14 protein-coding genes and 2 rRNA genes are annotated in these 18,719 nt (G+C 39.8%); 6 read left to right on the top strand and 10 right to left on the bottom strand.

Annotated elements, in window-relative coordinates:
• Positions 1-108 precede the first annotated feature (108 nt).
• The gene (locus tag I6F44_RS17535; RefSeq protein ID WP_197174272.1) at positions 109-1,614 is read left to right on the top strand and encodes a capsule assembly Wzi family protein; all 1,506 of its coding nucleotides are present in this window, start codon (positions 109-111) and stop codon (positions 1,612-1,614) included.
• 98 nt (positions 1,615-1,712) lie between these two features.
• Here I6F44_RS17535 and hldE read toward each other — a convergent pair whose 3' ends face one another.
• Both hldE and I6F44_RS17525 read right to left on the bottom strand, forming a co-directional pair.
• Positions 1,713-3,152 (bottom strand): bifunctional D-glycero-beta-D-manno-heptose-7-phosphate kinase/D-glycero-beta-D-manno-heptose 1-phosphate adenylyltransferase HldE, encoded by a 1,440-nt coding sequence (gene hldE / locus I6F44_RS17530; protein WP_121954382.1) that lies wholly within the window; start codon positions 3,150-3,152, stop codon positions 1,713-1,715.
• Positions 3,152-3,742 (bottom strand): SIS domain-containing protein, encoded by a 591-nt coding sequence (locus I6F44_RS17525; protein WP_002961065.1) that lies wholly within the window; start codon positions 3,740-3,742, stop codon positions 3,152-3,154. The genes hldE and I6F44_RS17525 overlap by 1 nt, the downstream gene beginning before the upstream one ends.
• A gap of 182 nt (positions 3,743-3,924) precedes the next feature.
• Between I6F44_RS17525 and waaA the strand changes: the two genes are divergently transcribed.
• Together waaA and I6F44_RS17515 are read left to right on the top strand one after the other, a co-directional pair.
• Entirely contained in the window at positions 3,925-5,223 is a 1,299-nt protein-coding gene (gene waaA, locus I6F44_RS17520) for a lipid IV(A) 3-deoxy-D-manno-octulosonic acid transferase (protein WP_197174265.1), read from the top strand.
• Entirely contained in the window at positions 5,220-5,768 is a 549-nt protein-coding gene (locus tag I6F44_RS17515; protein WP_024598958.1) for a DUF1415 domain-containing protein, read from the top strand. Before waaA ends, I6F44_RS17515 begins: the two co-directional genes overlap by 4 nt.
• Positions 5,769-5,828: 60 nt before the next feature.
• Here the strand turns inward: I6F44_RS17515 and I6F44_RS17510 are convergent, their stop codons facing one another.
• From I6F44_RS17510 to purL, 4 genes are all read right to left on the bottom strand, one after another.
• Complete coding sequence (locus I6F44_RS17510) at positions 5,829-6,158, bottom strand: YdbL family protein (protein WP_007584701.1); 330 nt, start codon at positions 6,156-6,158, stop codon at positions 5,829-5,831.
• An 11-nt stretch (positions 6,159-6,169) separates the two neighbouring features.
• Positions 6,170-6,367: a YnbE family lipoprotein gene (locus tag I6F44_RS17505; RefSeq protein WP_007378800.1), complete on the bottom strand. Its 198-nt coding sequence runs from the start codon at positions 6,365-6,367 to the stop codon at positions 6,170-6,172.
• 2 nt (positions 6,368-6,369) lie between these two features.
• A complete protein-coding gene (locus I6F44_RS17500; protein WP_197174264.1) occupies positions 6,370-8,847 on the bottom strand; it encodes a YdbH domain-containing protein in 2,478 nt (825 codons plus the stop codon).
• A gap of 121 nt (positions 8,848-8,968) precedes the next feature.
• A complete protein-coding gene (gene purL / locus I6F44_RS17495; protein WP_121954391.1) occupies positions 8,969-12,859 on the bottom strand; it encodes a phosphoribosylformylglycinamidine synthase in 3,891 nt (1,296 codons plus the stop codon).
• A 211-nt stretch (positions 12,860-13,070) separates the two neighbouring features.
• On the opposite strand from purL, the gene mltF reads away from it, so the two are divergent.
• The gene (gene mltF / locus I6F44_RS17490) at positions 13,071-14,597 is read left to right on the top strand and encodes a membrane-bound lytic murein transglycosylase MltF (protein ID WP_197174263.1); all 1,527 of its coding nucleotides are present in this window, start codon (positions 13,071-13,073) and stop codon (positions 14,595-14,597) included.
• Between the two features lie 162 nt (positions 14,598-14,759).
• Positions 14,760-14,927: a hypothetical protein gene (locus I6F44_RS17485; RefSeq protein WP_007584688.1), complete on the top strand. Its 168-nt coding sequence runs from the start codon at positions 14,760-14,762 to the stop codon at positions 14,925-14,927.
• A 2-nt stretch (positions 14,928-14,929) separates the two neighbouring features.
• Here I6F44_RS17485 and tadA read toward each other — a convergent pair whose 3' ends face one another.
• Positions 14,930-15,445, bottom strand: a complete 516-nt coding sequence (gene tadA / locus I6F44_RS17480; RefSeq protein ID WP_010554384.1) for a tRNA adenosine(34) deaminase TadA — start codon at positions 15,443-15,445, stop codon at positions 14,930-14,932.
• 178 nt (positions 15,446-15,623) lie between these two features.
• Here tadA and I6F44_RS17475 point away from each other — a divergent pair, with 178 nt between their 5' ends.
• The gene (locus I6F44_RS17475) at positions 15,624-16,928 is read left to right on the top strand and encodes an inosine/guanosine kinase (RefSeq protein ID WP_197174262.1); all 1,305 of its coding nucleotides are present in this window, start codon (positions 15,624-15,626) and stop codon (positions 16,926-16,928) included.
• 37 nt (positions 16,929-16,965) lie between these two features.
• Here I6F44_RS17475 and glsB read toward each other — a convergent pair whose 3' ends face one another.
• From glsB to rrf (I6F44_RS17460), 3 genes are all read right to left on the bottom strand, one after another.
• The gene (gene glsB, locus I6F44_RS17470; protein WP_197174261.1) at positions 16,966-17,889 is read right to left on the bottom strand and encodes a glutaminase B; all 924 of its coding nucleotides are present in this window, start codon (positions 17,887-17,889) and stop codon (positions 16,966-16,968) included.
• A gap of 539 nt (positions 17,890-18,428) precedes the next feature.
• Positions 18,429-18,543: ribosomal RNA gene (rrf, locus tag I6F44_RS17465) — 5S ribosomal RNA — on the bottom strand.
• A gap of 63 nt (positions 18,544-18,606) precedes the next feature.
• A 5S ribosomal RNA gene (gene rrf / locus I6F44_RS17460) occupies positions 18,607-18,719 on the bottom strand; the annotation flags it as partial.

Below are 18,719 nucleotides of genomic sequence, written 5' to 3'. Positions count from 1 at the left end.
ATTTACTGCAATAGCAGACTTAGATTGATAAACTTAGCCGCAATCTTAATCACAAGGATCTGAACTTTGCGAAACAGAATTTTTCTACTTTCTACTCTTTTTTGCGCTATGAGCGCATCAGTTAATGCTGAGCCGTGGGTAAAACCCGATGATTATGGCTTAAGAGCTGATATTCAACAATTAGCTGATGCCGGTGTTATTTTAGCCCCTGTAACTACCTATCCGCTTATGTGGAAAAGTTTTATAAACGATATTGAAAGTATGCCGCTCGAGCAATTATCTTCAAGCTTACAAGATGCTTTACTACGCGTTAAACACCGTTATAAATCAGAGAATAGTAGCTCACATAGTCTTCAATTATCAGCTTTTTCAGCCACAGATCCAATCATAGCAACAAGTTTTGGTGCAACTGATACCCAAGAAACAGAGCTTTCAGCAGCTTACGCTTATTTAGGCGATAACTTTGCAGCTAAAGTAGCTATAAATTATAGAAAAGACGGTAAGAAGTGCTTAGTTGATGGAAAAACGATAGATGACATTGAAACCAACGAGCAAGCTTTAACCGATTGTAACGATACCTCACTTGATAATAGTTACTTAGCTTACCGTTTAGGTAACTGGATTTTTAGAGCCGGTGCTGTTGAACAATTTTGGGGACCTGGTGTTGATAATAGCTTAATTATGTCAGGTAATGCGAAACCTTTACCTGCACTAAGTGTAACAAGAGAAAAAAGTACAGCTTTTGAAACACCATGGTTAAGCTGGATTGGTCAATGGAGCTTTACAGCCCAAATGGCAAAACTTGAATCTACACGTGTTATACCTGATGCTTTGCTTTGGAGTACTCGTATTAATTTTCGCCCTATTCAACAACTAGAAATTGCACTTAGTCTGTCTGCACAATGGGCAGGTGACGAACAACCAAGCTCTGCAGGCGATTTTATTGATATAATTACGGGGCAAGCAGTTTGCACTGATGGTAATGAAAGTTGTGATAGCCAGTTAGAGTCAAAAATAGGTAATCAGCTAGGGGGGATCGATATTCGTTGGTCAGATACACTTTTCAACCGACCTTATGCTGTGTATGCCAGTACTATTGGAGAAGATGCCAGTTCACAGTTTAAGCCAGCCGACAGAGCTTATTTATTTGGTATGCAAACAACACAGCGTATATACCATCAAAATATATTGGTAAATATCGAATATATAGATACCAGTGTTTCATGCCAAGTTGAATCAACGATTGAAAGCTGCTACTACGAGCATGATACTTATAGATCAGGTTACCGCTACCATGGTCGCACTATTGGCTCAACATACGATAATGATGCACAATCAGTTGTTTTAACTTTATTAGGCCAGCTGTCAAATGGCAATGATTGGCAGGTAAAACTGCGCAGTGTTGATTATAATAGTGACAATCGCGATCGTTATCCTAACAATCCTGACTTAGGAAATACCATCACTAAAACTGGGGTTAACTCTAAACAACTAGAAGTACGTTACAGAATGCTTTCTATGGGCGGCCGCATTACTTTAGGTGCTTTTGCGTCTAACAATGACGGCGCTGAAAACGATACTTCTGCATTTGCTAAGTACGAATATAACTTTTAATACGTTACTTTTAATAAAGTAACGTATTAAAAGTAAGAAAGGGATGAAAACAGTGTTTTCATCCCTTTTTTGTATTTTTTAGCAAACTAAATCAGTAATTACTGTTTAATTTTACTAATTACTTTTGATGTTGAGCATCCATCTAAAAATTCAAGCACTTCAACTTTCCCACCATGGCGGATTACATGCTCAGCACCCGCTATTTGCTCTACGGTGTAGTCGCCACCCTTAACTAAAATATCAGGGCTTATTTGCTCAATTAATTTAGCGGGAGTATCGTTTTCATCTAAACTGCCAAACGGAATAACCCAATCAACTGATGAAAGTGCGCTAAGTACCATTGCACGCTCATCTAGTGGGTTAATAGGACGATCGGCCCCTTTTAAACGCGTAATAGATTCATCATTATTTAATCCAACAACGAGTCTATCGCCTCGGGCTTTAGCTTGTGCTAAATAACGCACATGCCCAGCATGTAAAATATCAAAGCAGCCATTAGTAAATACAATGGTTTCGCCGTTTTGTTTTGCAAATTCAATATGCTGAAGTACATCATCAAATGGTGTTTGGTAATGCTCACCAGTAGTATGTAAATACTGACCAAGCTTACGACTTAACTCTTCTGGCGAGACAGTAGCTGCACCAAATTTACTAACCGCTATACCTGCCGCTAAGTTAGCAATTTCGACAGCATCTTTAGGTTCCATGCCCGCACCAAGCATAACCGCGAGTGTAGCTATAACCGTATCACCAGCCCCAGTCACATCACTTACTTCAAGTTCTTGTGCTGCAAAATCAAACTTTTCATCTGCATTAATTAACGACATACCTTGCTCAGAACGCGTAAGCAACATGGCTTTAATGCCATTTTTGCTAATTAAATCACGTGCACTTGCTGCTAAAGCTTCTTCTGAATCGGTTTGACCACCCGCTAACTTAAACTCATGTAAATTAGGCGTAATGTAATCAGCACCTTCGTATAAGTGTAAGTCTGGCGATTTAGGGTCGATTAAAACCGTTTTTCCGGCGCCCTTAGCAAGGCTTACCATCTCTTTAATTAAGCTTAAAGATCCTTTGCTGTAATCAGAGAACACAATAAAATCGTATTCATCAAGTACAAGCTCTAAACGGTTTAATAAAAGTTGGCTGTGTTGCTCGGTAAATGTTTCTTCTAAATCAAGACGAACCAGTTGTTGATGGCGGCTAATAACACGCATTTTTGAAATAGTCGGTAAATCACATACACTGACTAATTGTGAACTTATTTTTTCACCTTTTAGAATAGTCTCTAAAATCTGCCCGCTTTCATCTTCACCAATTAAGCCCAGTAAGCCAACTTTTGCATCTAACCGCGCTATATTTTTTGCAACGTTAGCTGCGCCGCCCGCTTTGTCTTCAAATTTACTTACTTTAACAACAGGTACTGGCGCTTCAGGCGAAATTCGACCTGTATCACCATACCAATAACGGTCTAGCATTACGTCGCCAACAACTAATATTCGTGCCGCTGATAAGTTTTTTAATAACGATAAATCCATTACTGCTGCTCCGCAACAACCATATCCATGGCTTCACATAACCAGTGACCTATAAACATGTGAGCTTCTTGAATACGTGCTGTTTCGTCATTTTTTATAATGATAGGTAACTTAGCAATATCTTTTACTTTACCGCCATCACGCCCAGTTAATGCCACTGTAAAAGCGCCTAGTTTATTTGCAGCTTCTAATGCTAAGTTAATATTATTACTAGTACCTGATGTGGTTAAACCTATCACTAAATCTTCTGGCTTACATAGCGCTTGAACTTGGCGTTCAAACACCGTATCAAAGTGATAATCGTTGCTGTGTGCTGTTAAAATTGATGTATCTGTAGTCAATGCCATAGAGGCAAGCGGACCACGTTCTAATTTGTAACGCACTACAAATTCTGCTGCTAAATGCTGCGCATCGGCTGCACTACCGCCGTTACCAAACCAAACAATCTTACCACCAGCTTGTAATGCACTGTGGCATGCTTCTAACAGTTGCATAGATTCTTGATGATAAGCTTCCATCGTTTCAAATAATGCTTGATGACGGTTTAATGTTTCAACGTAGCTAGTTGCCACTGAATCGATAATTGACATGAAAAATTCCTCTAGGAACTGAAATAGCAGGGAAAAATTAAATCCATTATTCCATAATTTTATTTAATTGTGTGCATTTTATCGGGTTATAACTGAACCCAGACCATATTTTATTGCGAGTATGTTTAGAAAACGGCTATTTCACGGTAAACTAACGCCACCTCCCTTTTATAAAGATCAGTATGGCACGCATTTTTTACTCTCTAGCATTAATTTTTATTAGCCCACTGATTGTATTTTATCTCTATATTTTACGAGGTAAAAAAAACCAAGGCTATCGTGCACACTTTAAAGAGCGCTTTGGGTTTGTCAGTAAGTCTTTATTTACGACTAAAACCAAACCTTTAGTTTTTCATTGTGCTTCTGTTGGTGAGGTACTTGCCGCAACGCCGCTTATTAAAGCTCTTCAAAAAGCGCATCCAAATTTAAATATACTTATAACCTGTAATACTCCAACAGGCAGAGAGCAAATACTTAACCAGTTTAAAAATTCTGTGGCGTGTAGCTACTTACCAATCGATTTTCCGTTTGCGACAGCCCGATTTTTAAAGCGTATAAAGCCACAAGCATTATGTATTTTAGAAACAGAGCTATGGCCAAATTTAATGGCGATAAGTCACAAAAAAAATATACCGGTACTTGTTATCAATGCAAGACTCTCTGAAAAATCACAGCAAGGCTATCAAAAGGTCGCTAAATTAACGCATATTATTATGCGCTCAATTACAGTACTTGCGAGTCATAACAAGGCAGATGCGGAGCGTTTTATAGAGCTTGGTCTCGAAACTTCAAAAAGCCATGTAACAGGCTCTATAAAATTTGATATAACACCAAGTGACGAGCAATTAGCTGAAGCACTCAACCTTAAACAGCTTTATAACAGTAATGAAGACAATAACGATGAACGCTTTATATGGGTGGCAGGCTCAACACATCCTGTAGAACATGAATTAGTATTGGCAGCTCACCAACAGTTACTAAAAAAGCAACCTAATGCATTACTTATAATTGCCCCGCGCCATCCAGAGCAATTTGATAAAGTAGCTGAGCTTTTAACACAAAGCCCACTTAGTTTTAGCCGTCGTAGCCAAAATAAGTACAACAATGAACAAGTACTCCTTGCTGATACGCTTGGTGAATTACAGTGTTTATATGGCTCTGCAAATGTGAGCTTTATTGGTGGCAGCTTAATACGCAGAGGTGGGCATAACCCACTGGAATCAGCTGCGTTTTCGGTAGGTTTAATAACAGGTCCACACACATACAATTTTGATCATGTTTATCCCGAGCTAATAAAACTTAAAGGCACTGTAGTGGTTGATAGCAATGACGAACTAGCAAAGCAGCTCATAACGTTTAGCCAAAACATAAAAGCGTGCCAAACCTTAGGTATTAAAGCTGCGCAATGCGTAACTAAAAACCAAGGTGCTATACAAAAAACACTTACCATTATTAATCAATATTTAGAGCCAAAACCGTGACCAACATAGCTATAAGCCAAACCCGTGAATGGGTGTCATCTGTTATTGTTAAATATAACTTTTGCCCATTTGCTCGAAAAGAAGTAGAAAACAACTGTATTCACTACATAGTAAGCCCTGCAGCTAGTATGGATGATGCCGTAATGGATATGCTTGAGCAATGTGTTGAGCTTGACCGCGAACCAGAGCGCGAAACAACCCTTATCATGTTTGACAACGGCTTTAGTGATTTTGAAGACTTTTTAGATTTGGTCGATTTAGCTAATGCACTTTTAGTCGCGCAGGGGTTTGAAGGGAAGTATCAAATTGCTAACTTTCATCCTGATTACGTATTTGCCGACAGCGATGAAACTGATGCCGCAAATTACACAAATAGAGCGCCCTTTCCTACTTTGCATTTAATTCGCGAAGCAAGCATGAGCGAAGCACTTGATAGTTATAACGAGCCTGAATCTATTCCTGAGCATAATATAAACCTAGCAAGGCGTAAGGGTATTGATTTTTGGCAGCAGTTACTCGAAGGCTGTAAAAAACCGAGCGCTTAAACGCTCGGTTTTATTTTGGTTCGTGCAAAACTTTGTGCAAAATAAAGCAATAACTAACGCTTATTTTTTAACCCAGTTACCATTTACTTCAACGTAATGACCACTTTGGGTTTTTTCAATTGTTTTAGCGGCAGCAAGCGCTTCAACTTGTGAAAGCGACAAGTTATTCTTTTTAGCGAGCTTTAAGTACTGCGCTTTACGCTTTGCATTTATGTCATCAACAACGGCTTTTGCCTCTGCGTTTTGTACAACAAGTCCTAAATAACCAGAGCTATCTTCACCTACAAAACCTTGGTTTTTAGCGTCATCAAGGCTAATAGCCCATGCAGAAAACGACATACATACTGCACTAACTAACGTAATAATATTTAATTTTTTCTTCGTATTCATGTTCTAGCTCCTTAAAATAACTCACTGTCGTCACTAAATAAATTGTCGAGTTCTTTATCTACTTTTACGCGAATTTCGTGATCGACCTTCACATTTAAATTAATAGTAATGGGCTCTTTAGCAGACACCTCAACACGGTGCGTGCAAGCACTTAGTGCACTAATAGCACTCAGCGCGAGCAGTACTTTTATCAATAACGACTGTCTCATTATTAGTTTCCTTTTTGTGAGTATTGTTGCTCAACTTTTTGTGTAATTTCGTCACTTAAACGTAGTGCGCGTAAAAGTGTAAATACGTTTTCTTCGTGGTTATAATTAAAGTTAACCTGCTGCTGCTCTGCTTTATTATAGCCTTGCAAATTAACCCCTAGTTTTAACCAACCATCATTTTTTAGTGCCACACTGCTATTAAGTTTTTGAATATCTAAATTAGTTAATAGCCCTAACACAGGTTGTAACTCTTGCTGTTGCTGCATTACTGAATCAAAAGCGGCATTATTGGTAATTTTTAAATTACCTGTTCCTTGGCTAAATAAGCTACCGTCAATTATCTCAATTTTTCCACTATCAAAGTGAACAGGTAAAGACCCCGCCAAGCGTCCCGTTAATACAATGCCCGACTTATCGTCGAGTGTAACAAGTTTACTTGCATCAATATTTTCAAACTTAACATTAGCAACTTGGTTTGGCTTCCCTACTGTGTAGCTATCTAGCGAGAACTCGCCACCAAACACACTTCCTTTTACATCATTTATAAGCGCGGTATTGTTATTAACTTGCCATTGCCCTTCAATCGCTTTAACTACAGCACCCGCTCTAAACTCATTTAAATTAAAGGTAGTTGGTTTTACATTAAGCTTACCTGAATTATATTCCCCGCTAAATACACTGTTTAAATCACTCGCAAGGTAATCGTTATACAGTGCACTTGTATGACTAATCCCCATATTGAACAGTGCATTTTGTAAGTTTATATCGCCACTAATATAGCCATTAAATTCGCCCTCTGTTAGTTGTGCAAGTGGCTCAAATTGCCTAATAAGCGCATTTAACAGCAGCGTACTTTGTTCAGGAATAATGACTTCAAACGGATGAGCTTGCGACGACATATGATGATTTACAACTAACTCAACATCGTTTATAAATGCGTGATGCGTAGCTTTTAGTGCACGGCTTTGTAGCCCCGTAGACTCTACTTTTATATTATTAAGTTTTATGTCGGGGCTATTAACAGCCTTTATATTCGTTTTTGCTGTTAGATCAGCAAATAACTCACCTACGCCTAAATTAGCATTTGCTGTTAATGTGTTACTTATACCCGAGACTGTAAACTCTTTATATTCTGCGCTTTTTAATTGCTGGGTTAACGCTACCTCTGCGTTTAACTGTTTATCCATTTTTGCAGTTAAATCACCTTGATATTGCACTGCACTTATATCAAACGCATCTACACTATTAAGTGTTAATTTAGCATTTATAAGCCCAATTGGTTTTAAGTCTATAAACTCACTTATATTAAAGTGACCACTAAGGCTAAGCCCATTCGCTGTTGCAGGGACAAACTCAGGCAAACTTTCAAGTATAACGGCGTAATCGCCTTTAATCGCAGCGCCAGATAACTGAGCATTAACGTTAATATTATTTATATCGGGTGTATTTATTTGAGCTGATAAAGTTGTCTGTAAGTACTCAAGTGGAGATGTAATATTTAGTGTTGTATCTGTTATTAAAATATCAAATTGCTTATCGCTCACGCTTACCAAATTAATTACAGGTACACTTAGCTCACTACCCTCTAAGCGAATTGATTGAGGGAGTTTAAGTTGCCAATTTAAAGGAACTTGTTTGCTAATAAAGCCTGCGTATTCACTCGGTGGAATTAACTCAATACAGCTTGGTGTTAAATTAATTTTGTTATTAAGCAAATCGGTATTAAACATTAACGCTTGGCTATTTAAATTAAAACGCGTCGCCAATTTACCAGTGGTTAATACGTTAATCTGGCACTGCTGATTTGTATGAGAAAACTCATACGTGTGAGCAAACTGGGAGCTAATATCGCCATTTAACTCAACCTCTATACCGTCAAAGCTAAACGCTTGCTGAGAATTAAAATTAGCATCTGCAATTAATGTATTTTTAGTGTTTATAACTTGCTTTAAAAGAGTGTCATTAATCGTAAACTGACCACTTACTTTATTAGCAGTCAAAATTGCACTCGCGTTTATATCACCCGTAACATTAAATTGATTTAGCTCGGGTTCTAATATACTTATTTTAAGTGGCTTATTGAGCTCGTCACTTTCTACTACAAGCTGTTTAATGCTGATTAATGGGCGATTTAAGGGAAGCGCTAAATCGAGATTTTTAGCACCTTGATTAGCATTATCACTTTTAGGGAGTGTATTAACCGTTAACACTGCATTTTTAATATCTACACGCTTTGTATTTGCAGTAATACCAGTGAGTTGTAATTGTTGATTTTGTTGATTTTGGTAATTTACACACACTTTATCAGCATGAATATTTAGTTCAGACGTAATTGAAAAATCGAGACAACTTAACGTAATGCCTGCTTTTTTAAGCTCAGGCGCTATAGCCCACTGTAATAAAGGTAAACGAAATACATAACCAAGTAGCAAGGTGCTTAGTAATACAGCCCCAACAATTAAACCAACTCGCTTAAACATACTATCCTTAAATGCTTTGTGCTTTTAGCTAAAACTATACTAATCAAAAAAGGCTGCACAATGCAGCCTTTTTTATTTTACAGTAAGATTATGAATCTAACTTGTATAAACGTAAATATAATTAACCTACGTTTTTACGTGCGTTACGGAACATACGCATCCACGGGCTATCCTCGATCCATTCATCAGGATGCCAAGAGTTAGCAACGCTTCTGAATACACGTTCTGGATGCGGCATCATTACAGTGGCGCGACCATCAGTTGACGTAATACCTGTAATACCTTCTGGAGATCCATTAGGGTTAGCTGGGTACTGCGTTGTAGGGTTACCGTAGTTATCTACAAACTTAACCGCTACAGTGCCGCTATTAAGCGCCGCTTTAGTGGCTGCATCGTTTGCAAACTCAGCATGACCTTCACCATGAGAAACCGCTATAGGCATTCGCGAGCCAGCCATTCCGTTAAAGAACACAGACGGGTTTTCTTGTATTTCTACTAAACTAAAGCGTGCTTCAAAACGCTCTGATTTATTAGTTACAAAGCGCGGCCAATGTTCAGTACCAGGGATCAACTCTTTTAACGTTGATAACATTTGGCAACCGTTACATACACCTAAGCTAAAGGTATCTTCACGGTGGAAGAAGTTTTGGAACTGATCGCGTGCCATGTCGTTAAACAAAATAGACTTAGCCCAACCTTCACCCGCACCAAGTACGTCACCGTATGAGAAACCACCACAAGCCACTAAACCTTTAAATTGCTCTAGTGTTAAACGACCTTCTAAAATGTCGCTCATGTGTACATCAACGGCTGCAAAACCTGCGCGATTAAACGCTGCCGCCATTTCTAAATGAGAGTTAACACCCTGCTCACGTAAAATAGCCATTTGCGGTTTAGCACCGGTTGCAATGTATGGCGCCGCTATATCTTCGTTTAAATCAAAGTTAAGTTTTACGTTTAAGCCTGGATCTTTTGCATCAAACTTTGCATCAAACTCTTGCTTAGCACATTCAGGGTTATCACGGCGTGCTTGCATTTGATACGTTGTTTCAGCCCAAATAGTGCGAAGCTCAGTACGCGTATGATTAAGTACCGTATTTTCGCCACGGTTAAATATAATCGTATCATCGCTGTTAAGCGTGCCAATGTTGTGGCTAATTGCTGCTATACCATGTTGTTCAAACACTGCATTTACCGCATCTAAATCACTATTTGCAACTTGAATGACCGCACCTAGCTCTTCGTTATAAAGCGTTTCAATGTCTGACCCCGTTAAGCCAGCTAAATCAACCGTTACACCGGTATGACCCGTAAACGCCATTTCAGCAACCGTGGTAAATAAACCACCGTCTGAGCGGTCATGATAAGCAAGTAATTTACTTTCGGCCACAAGCGCTTGCATTGCGTTATAAAAGCCTTTTAATAACTCTGGGCTATCAACATCAGGTGTTACATCACCCAATTGCTTATAAACTTGCGCAAGGCTTGATGCACCCATGCGGTTTTTACCCGCACCTAAATCAACTAATATAAGCGATGTGTCGCCTTTATCTGTGCGCAGTTGTGGAGTGACTGTTTTACGTACGTCGTCAACACGACCAAACGCAGTTATAACCAGTGAAAGCGGTGATGTTACTGACTTCTCTTGTGAGTCACCTTCATCTTTCCATGTCGTTTTCATTGACATAGAATCTTTACCCACTGGAATCGTTAAACCAAGCGCAGGACAAAGCTCTTCGCCTACGGCTTTAACCGCTTCGTATAAACCAGCATCTTCACCTGGGTGACCCGCTGCTGCCATCCAGTTTGCTGATAACTTAATGTTTTCAAGGCTACCGATGTTTGCACAGGCAATATTAGTTAACGACTCAGCTACAGCTAAACGAGCAGATGCACCGTAATTAAGTAATGCTGCAGGAGTACGCTCACCAAGTGACATAGCTTCACCGTGGTAAGTATCATACGTTGCCGCAGTTACTGCACAGTTAGCAACAGGTACTTGCCAAGGACCGACCATTTGATCGCGCGCTACTAAACCCGTAACTGAGCGATCGCCGATTGTTATTAGGAATGTTTTTTCTGCAATGGCTGGTAAACGCATTAAGCGCTGCGCTGCATCTGCTGCATTTATTAATGTAGTATCAAGCGCTTTACCAACAACGTGCTTTGACGTTACATCGCGATGCATTTTAGGTGCTTTACCTAATAATACGTCCAGCGGTAAATCAACAGGGTTATTTTCAAAATGACTGTCTGACACTGTTAAGTGAGGTTCAGCGGTTGCTTCACCAATAACAGCGTACTGGGCACGTTCACGCTTACAAATTGCTTCAAAGCGATCAAAATCCTCTACGCCAACAGCAAGTACATAGCGTTCTTGTGATTCATTACACCAAATTTCGTGTGGTGCCATACCTGGCTCATCGTTAGGAATGCTACGTAATTGGAACTTACCACCACGTCCGCCATCGTTAACAAGCTCAGGAAACGCATTTGATAAACCGCCAGCACCTACATCGTGGATGAATGCAATTGGGTTTTCGTCACCTAGCTGCCAACATTTATCGATAACTTCTTGGCAACGACGTTCCATTTCTGGGTTTTCGCGTTGTACTGAAGCAAAATCTAAATCTTCGTTTGATTGACCTGAAGCCATGCTTGATGCAGCACCACCGCCTAAACCAATGTTCATTGCAGGTCCACCTAGCGCAATTAATTTTGCGCCAACAGGAATATCACCTTTTTGAACATGATCAGAGCGAATATTACCTAAACCACCGGCAAGCATAATGGGTTTATGATAACCACGTACTTCTTCGCCATTATGGCTTGTTACTTTTTCTTCGTAAGTACGGAAGTAACCTAATAAGTTAGGACGACCAAACTCATTATTAAATGCAGCGCCACCTAGTGGACCTTCTGTCATTATATCAAGCGCGTTAACAATACGACTCGGCTTACCAAAATCGCTTTCCCATGGTTGCTCGTAACCTGGAATACGTAAGTTTGATACAGTAAAGCCAACTAAACCTGCTTTTGGCTTAGAGCCACGACCAGTTGCGCCTTCATCGCGAATTTCACCACCAGAGCCTGTAGCCGCACCAGAGAATGGGGCAATCGCTGTTGGGTGGTTATGCGTTTCAACTTTCATTAGTATTTCAATGTCTTCTTGATGATACGCATATTCACCTTGCGCATTTGGGAAGAAGCGACCCGCTTTTGAGCCTTTCATTACTGCCGCGTTATCTTTATACGCCGACAATACATTTTCAGGGTTTAACTCAAAGGTATTTTTAATCATTTTAAATAGCGATTTTGGCTGCTCTTTTCCATCGATTGTCCAGTCAGCATTAAATATTTTATGGCGACAATGCTCTGAGTTTGCTTGTGCAAACATAAACAATTCGATGTCGTTAGGATTACGCCCTAACTTTATAAAGTTTTCTACCAAGTAATCTATTTCGTCATCAGCAAGGGCAAAACCTTGCTCAACATTAGCTATTGCTAATGCTTCGCGTCCGCCACCTAAAATATCAACAGACGACATTTGGCGCGGTGCATCACTGCGAAACAGTTGTGCAGCATCTTCAAGCTCACTATGCGTGGCTTCGGTCATACGGTCGTGTAATAACGCAATTACTTGTGCAAGTTGTTCTGCGTTTAAGTCACCTTCAACATAATAAGCAATACCGCGTTCAACACGGTGAACCTGTTTTAAACCACAGTTATGGGCAATATCGGTTGCTTTAGATGCCCAAGGTGAGATGGTACCTGGGCGAGGTGTAACAAGTACAAGTTTGCCAGCTGGGGTATGCTCAGCAATAGTTGGACCGTAAGTTAATAGTTTTTCAAGCTTGGTTTGCTCGGAGCTACTCAACGGCGATGTTAAATCGGCAAAGTGAGCATACTCGGCGTATACGTTAGTGACTGGAAGTTGCGATTGTTGGCAACGCGCTAAAATTTTATTAACTCTGAACTCTGACAGTGCTGGTGCACCACGAAGGATCAACATAGGTAATTTCATCCGGGGTTAGGGATTGAACGATATTTTAGGCACGCATTATAGTCCAATTAGCATTCAGATTTAACTCAAAATTGCGCTTTTCATAAAATTAACTTTTTAGCTTTATTTATAGCCTCTTTTGGTTAATAAAATAAAAGGTAAAGTGACGCGATGACTTAGTTTTGCTATAACGGTGGCTGGCGAGCTTAAGGGGCACTCAATGTTCAAAGAAAAACTAATAATAATCATTACTTTGGTTATGCTGTTATGTGCATGCGATATGCAAGAGCAGCCAACTCAACTCGCCCAAATAAAAGAACACAATAAAATACGAGTGGGCACCCTTGCCAGTGCTAGTAATTATTATCAAGCCGTTCAAGGTGAACAAGGCTTTGAATATGAGTTATCACAAGCCTTCGCTGAATATTTAGGTGTAGAGCTTGAAATAGTGCCATTTTTTAACTTATCCGACATGTTTGAACGCCTTGAAAGCGGTGATTTAGACTTAATAGCGTCAGGACTTACCTATAATAAAACCCGTGCAGAGCAATACCGCTATGGGCCAACTTACAGAACAATCAGCCAAAAATTAGTTTATAAACAAGGACGTGTTCGTCCTCGTGAGTTTGACGATTTAGATGGCAACTTTACGGTTATAGCTAAAAGTAGCCATTCGCTTACTCTACAAAAAATGAAGAAGAACAATCCAGATCTCACTTGGATAGAAAGCGAAGAGTTTGATGAAGAAGAACTACTTCAAGCAGTTATTGATGGCGAGATAGATTACACACTCGCTGATACGCACACGCTATCGCTGTTTCGCCGTTATCACCCAAATTTAAGCATTGGTTTTTCAGTTAGCCATAACGACCCGATTGCATGGATACTTAATAAATCTAAAGACGACTCTTTATATGCGTTGTTGGTGCCATTTTTTGGTGACGTTAAGCAAAGTAACCAGCTCTATGTACTTGAAGAAAAATACTTTGGTCACGTACGCCAATTTAACTATGTAAATACCCTTGCTTATATCGAAGCAATTAAAGAAACCTTACCAACATACCAGCCATGGTTTGAACAATATGCAGGTAGCCTTGACTGGCGATTATTAGCGGCACTAAGCTATCAAGAATCTATGTGGAATCCTCGCGCTAAATCACCAACAGGTGTGCGCGGCATCATGATGCTAACTCGCAGTACAGCCAAACAAGTAGGTGTTACTAACCGGTTAGAACCAGAGCAAAACATCCGTGGTGGCGCTAAATACTTAAGCAAGCTTATTAAACGTATTCCTGACCGTATCCCGCAACCCGACCGCACATGGCTTGCTTTGGCCGGATACAATGTAGGTTGGGGGCACGTTAACGACGCACGTATAATTACCGAACAGCAAGGCGCAAGTCCTGACAAATGGGCTGATGTAAAAAAACGCCTACCGCTATTAATTAAAAAGCGCTATTACCGTAAAACTCGCTACGGTTATGCCCGAGGCGATGTAGCTGTTAAATATGTCGATAATATTCGTCGCTATTACGATGCACTTGTTTGGCTAGATGAAAATGATGCTATTGCTGCAGAGCCTGAGCCAGAACCAATTACAGAGTTGAGCACTGATACTGAGCTAAAGCTAAAGCTAAACGAAAAAAGTGAAGTGAAAAGTGAAGTAAAAAGTAAGGCCGATGAAGCTCAAACAGAAAAAAAACAACCTATAATCGAACCCGAACAGTCGAGTGAAAACAATGGCTAAGATTAATATAAGTACCCGTTTATTGAGTATGTCAGTAAGCAAAATTTAAGTAAATTAAATATCTGTTTACTTGTCACCAAATGATCACTAATGTGTGTTAATTGTATATCATTATTTTATAAGATATACCCGGCCTTTCTCACTCTTGCATTAGGAGAAAACATGCTAAAACGTAGACGCACACAAAGATTAAAACGCAATGTCATTTATTCAACGGCCACACGTCGTCGTGTTATGTTGCGAAAACTACACAAAAAAATCATCTGGCGTCGCCGAATGTTTGCTATGCAGCAAATGGCTGAATCAGAAATAGAGCCAATCGCTAGTTAGCTTTAGTTAGGCTTATTTATTTGATCATCACGAGCAGCTTTCTTAGCTGCTTTAATTTGCGCTCTTCTACGTTTAAAAAAATTCGAAATAGTATCCCCGCACTGCTGTGCCAAAACACCACCGCACACCTCAACTTGATGATTTAACTTAGGCTCTTGTAATAAATTCATAATTGAACCCGCAGACCCTGTTTTAGCATCGACTGCTCCAAATACTAAACGCTTTATTCTACTATGCACTAACAATCCCGCACACATAGAACATGGCTCTAACGTTACGTATAGGGTGCAATCAATTAAGCGGTAATTGTTAAGGACTTTTCCAGCTTCTCGCACTGCAATCATTTCGGCATGGGCAGATGGGTCATTATCCGTTATTGAGCGGTTATACCCGACTGAAACTAGCTGGTTATCTTTGACTACAATTGCTCCAACCGGAATTTCATCAAGCAGCTCTGCTTGCTTTGCATACAAAAGCGCTTGTTCCATCCAGTAGGAATCATCAAATGGTTCGTTCATTATTTCTACTTAAATAACCTTTTATGCTGTAATTATACCTAGTTAGCACTCTAAAGTGCGCCATTCATTACTTTATTCCAAAAATAAAACAATATTTACCCGTTTGTAATGGCTCACTCGTGCTGATTTACGCTATAATCTCACGCTTTTTTTATTTAGCTCACAACACGGGTAGCAAATGAAATTTCCTGGACGCCGCAGGCATAAACATTATTTTCCAGTGGAAGCCAAAGATCCACTTACCAATCAACTTAACGCAACAGAGCGATTACAACGTAGTTATATTACGGGTATCGATCAGATCGTTGTTGATATAGAGGCAAAAGTTGATCAAGCTTTCCTTGACGAATTTCAACTACGTAGGGGGATGTCGCAAGTTATTGATAGCGATACAACAAACGCCTTATACGATCGTTTAAAATTAAACAATATGGTTGATTTTGAGTTTGCCGGTGGAACCATTGGTAACACTATGCACAACTACTCTGTACTTGCAGATGATCGCTCAGTTTTATTAGGCGTAATGAGCGAAAATATAAAAATAGGTAGCTACGCTTACCGTTTTTTATGTAATACCTCAAGCCGTGTAGACTTAAACTACCTTCAACCAGTTGATGGGCCTGTAGGCCGTTGTTTTACATTAATTGATGAAACCGGTGAGCGTACTTTTGCAATAAGTGCAGGCCTAATGAATCACTTACGTCCTGAATCTATCGATAAAGACCTTATTGAGAATTCATCAGCGTTAGTGATTAGTGCCTATCTTATGCGTACTCAAGGTAGCGAAACAATGACTGAAGCCACTATGCAAGCGGTAAAATACGCTAATGACGCAGGTGTGCCAGTTGTGCTAACACTCGGTACTAAGTTCTTAATTGAACAAGACCCTACTTGGTGGGCAAACTTTGTTGAAAAGCATGTTGATATTCTTGCTATGAACGAAGAAGAAGGTTTAGCTATTACAGGTTTTGAAGATCCTCTTCTAGCTGCTGATAAAGCACTTGATTGGGTAGACTTAGTTATTTGTACCGCTGGCGAAAAAGGCTTATTTATGGCCGGCTACGTAGACGAAAGCTTAAAGCGTGGAACCGAATACCCGTTACTACCAGGCGCCATACCTGATTTTAACCGTTACGAATTCTCACGAGCTATGCGTAAAGATGAGTGTGATGAACCTATCAGAGCATATAGTCATACGGCCCCATTTATGGGTGGACCTGATTCAATCAAAAACACCAATGGTGCAGGTGATTGCGCACTTGCGGCTGTGCTTCATGATTTGTCAGCGAATGTTTACCATAAGCTTAATGTGGCAAACTCAGCTAAACATCAGCAACAAGCTATTACTTACTCGTCACTATCGCAAATTAGTAAATATGCTAACCGAGCGAGCTATGAAGTATTAGTTCAGCACTCTCCGCGTTTATCTCGTGGTTTACCTGAACGTGAAGATTGTTTAGAACAAGTTTATTGGGAACAATAAATAACGGTGGGAGCAATTATTGCTCCCTATCGATTTCCTAAAAAATAGAAATATCGAGCTTTTTAGATAGCAGTTCCAGCGCTGCAATTCCTGCAACCGAATTACCAAACGAATTAAGCCCCGGAGAATAAACAGCTACAGTAAACTTATTTGGTAACACAGCTAAAATAGTTCCTGACACTCCCGACTTACCTGGCATGCCCACTCTGTAACCAAAATCACCGGCAGCATCATATAAACCACTCGTGAATAAAAGCGAATTAAGCTGTTTATTCTGACGACTACTTAAAACACGATTGCCCGATCGATTATCAACACCCTTATTAGCTAAAAAATTATAAGCTTTTGCTAATTCAATACAGTTGAGCTCAATAGAGCAAAAGTTAAAGTAAGCCCACAAAACATCATCAACTTCATTTTCAAAATTACCAAACGATTTCATCAAATGCGCCATCGCAGCATTTCGGTGCCTGAACTCATACTCTGAATTAGCGACTTTTTTATCAATTACTATGCTTCTATTACCAGCTAATAACCTGAAGGTTTCGAGCATAGAATGCATTGGCGCAGATAAGCGGCTGTATAATGCATCACACGTTACAATTGCGCCTGCATTGATGAATGGGTTTCGAGGTATTCCCTTTTCAAACTCAAGCTGTGTAAGCGAGTTAAAGGCTGTACCAGAGGGTTCCTTTCCGACTCTATGCCAAAGTTCATCACCATAACGCTGTAGTGCCATAGTAAGTGTCATAACTTTAGAAACTGATTGAATAGTGAAGCGTTGAGAACAATCCCCCGCACATACAGTTTCACCATCAGTTGTATAAATAGCGATAGAAAATTGTTCCGGATCAACCTCGGCAAGCGCCGGTATATAATCAGCTACTTTCCCTTGTGATAATAAAGGACGTACTTCATGTGCTATTTCATCAAGCACCTTTTGGTAATCAGCTGTAGGCAATCTAGACCTCTATATCGTCATTCATAAAAATTGGATTTTAACACGCGCGATTAAGTGCACCTAGTTTTGTTGTCGAATTTAACGGTGAGATTTTACTAAATTTAAATAGAAAAAAACGTCACATTACTGTGTCTGGTTTCTCTTAATTAAATCCTGGTAATGTCATGGTGCCCACTACGGTGGGGAGTCACAGTGCAAATGCTACGAACTCATTGTCGAGCGGAGATTTTTATGATTTTAGCGTCGGGAGTCGCTACGCTCGCCCGACCTACGTGATAGGTGTTGATGTGAGTGTGTGTTAATTGCGTGTTTTTCACTTTTCTGCAGACATAAAAAAGCCCGAATCTTAAATTCGGGCGCTCTACAATGTGAAGTCGGTGCGCTACGCAGTAGGATGTCGTAGTGCCCACAGCGGTAGAGAGTCACAGTGAAATACTACACTATTATTAATCGTATCGTCTCTTAGTATTCAGAGTTTTACTAATTTTAAAAAGCAAAAAAACCCGTTACATTGCTGTAACGGGTTTCTCTTAATTAAATCCTGGTAATGTCCTACTTTCACATAGCAAATGCTACACTATCATCGGCGCTGTTTCGTTTCACTACTGAGTTCGGCATGGAATCAGGTGGGTCCAAAACGCTATTGTCACCAAGAAAATTCTTTTCAATTTTCTTATTTTTAATTATTAAGATTAAAGTCCTTCGACTGAATTTGAAGCCTGGTAATGTCCTACTTTCACATAGCAAATGCTACACTATCATCGGCGCTGTTTCGTTTCACTACTGAGTTCGGCATGGAATCAGGTGGGTCCAAAACGCTATTGTCACCA

It is taken from the genome of Pseudoalteromonas sp. NZS11_1 (assembly GCF_015864275.1).
GTDB classification, from domain to species: domain Bacteria; phylum Pseudomonadota; class Gammaproteobacteria; order Enterobacterales; family Alteromonadaceae; genus Pseudoalteromonas; species Pseudoalteromonas arctica.
Note: the sequence above shows the minus strand (reverse complement) of the source record. Positions and strands in the feature narration are given on the sequence as shown.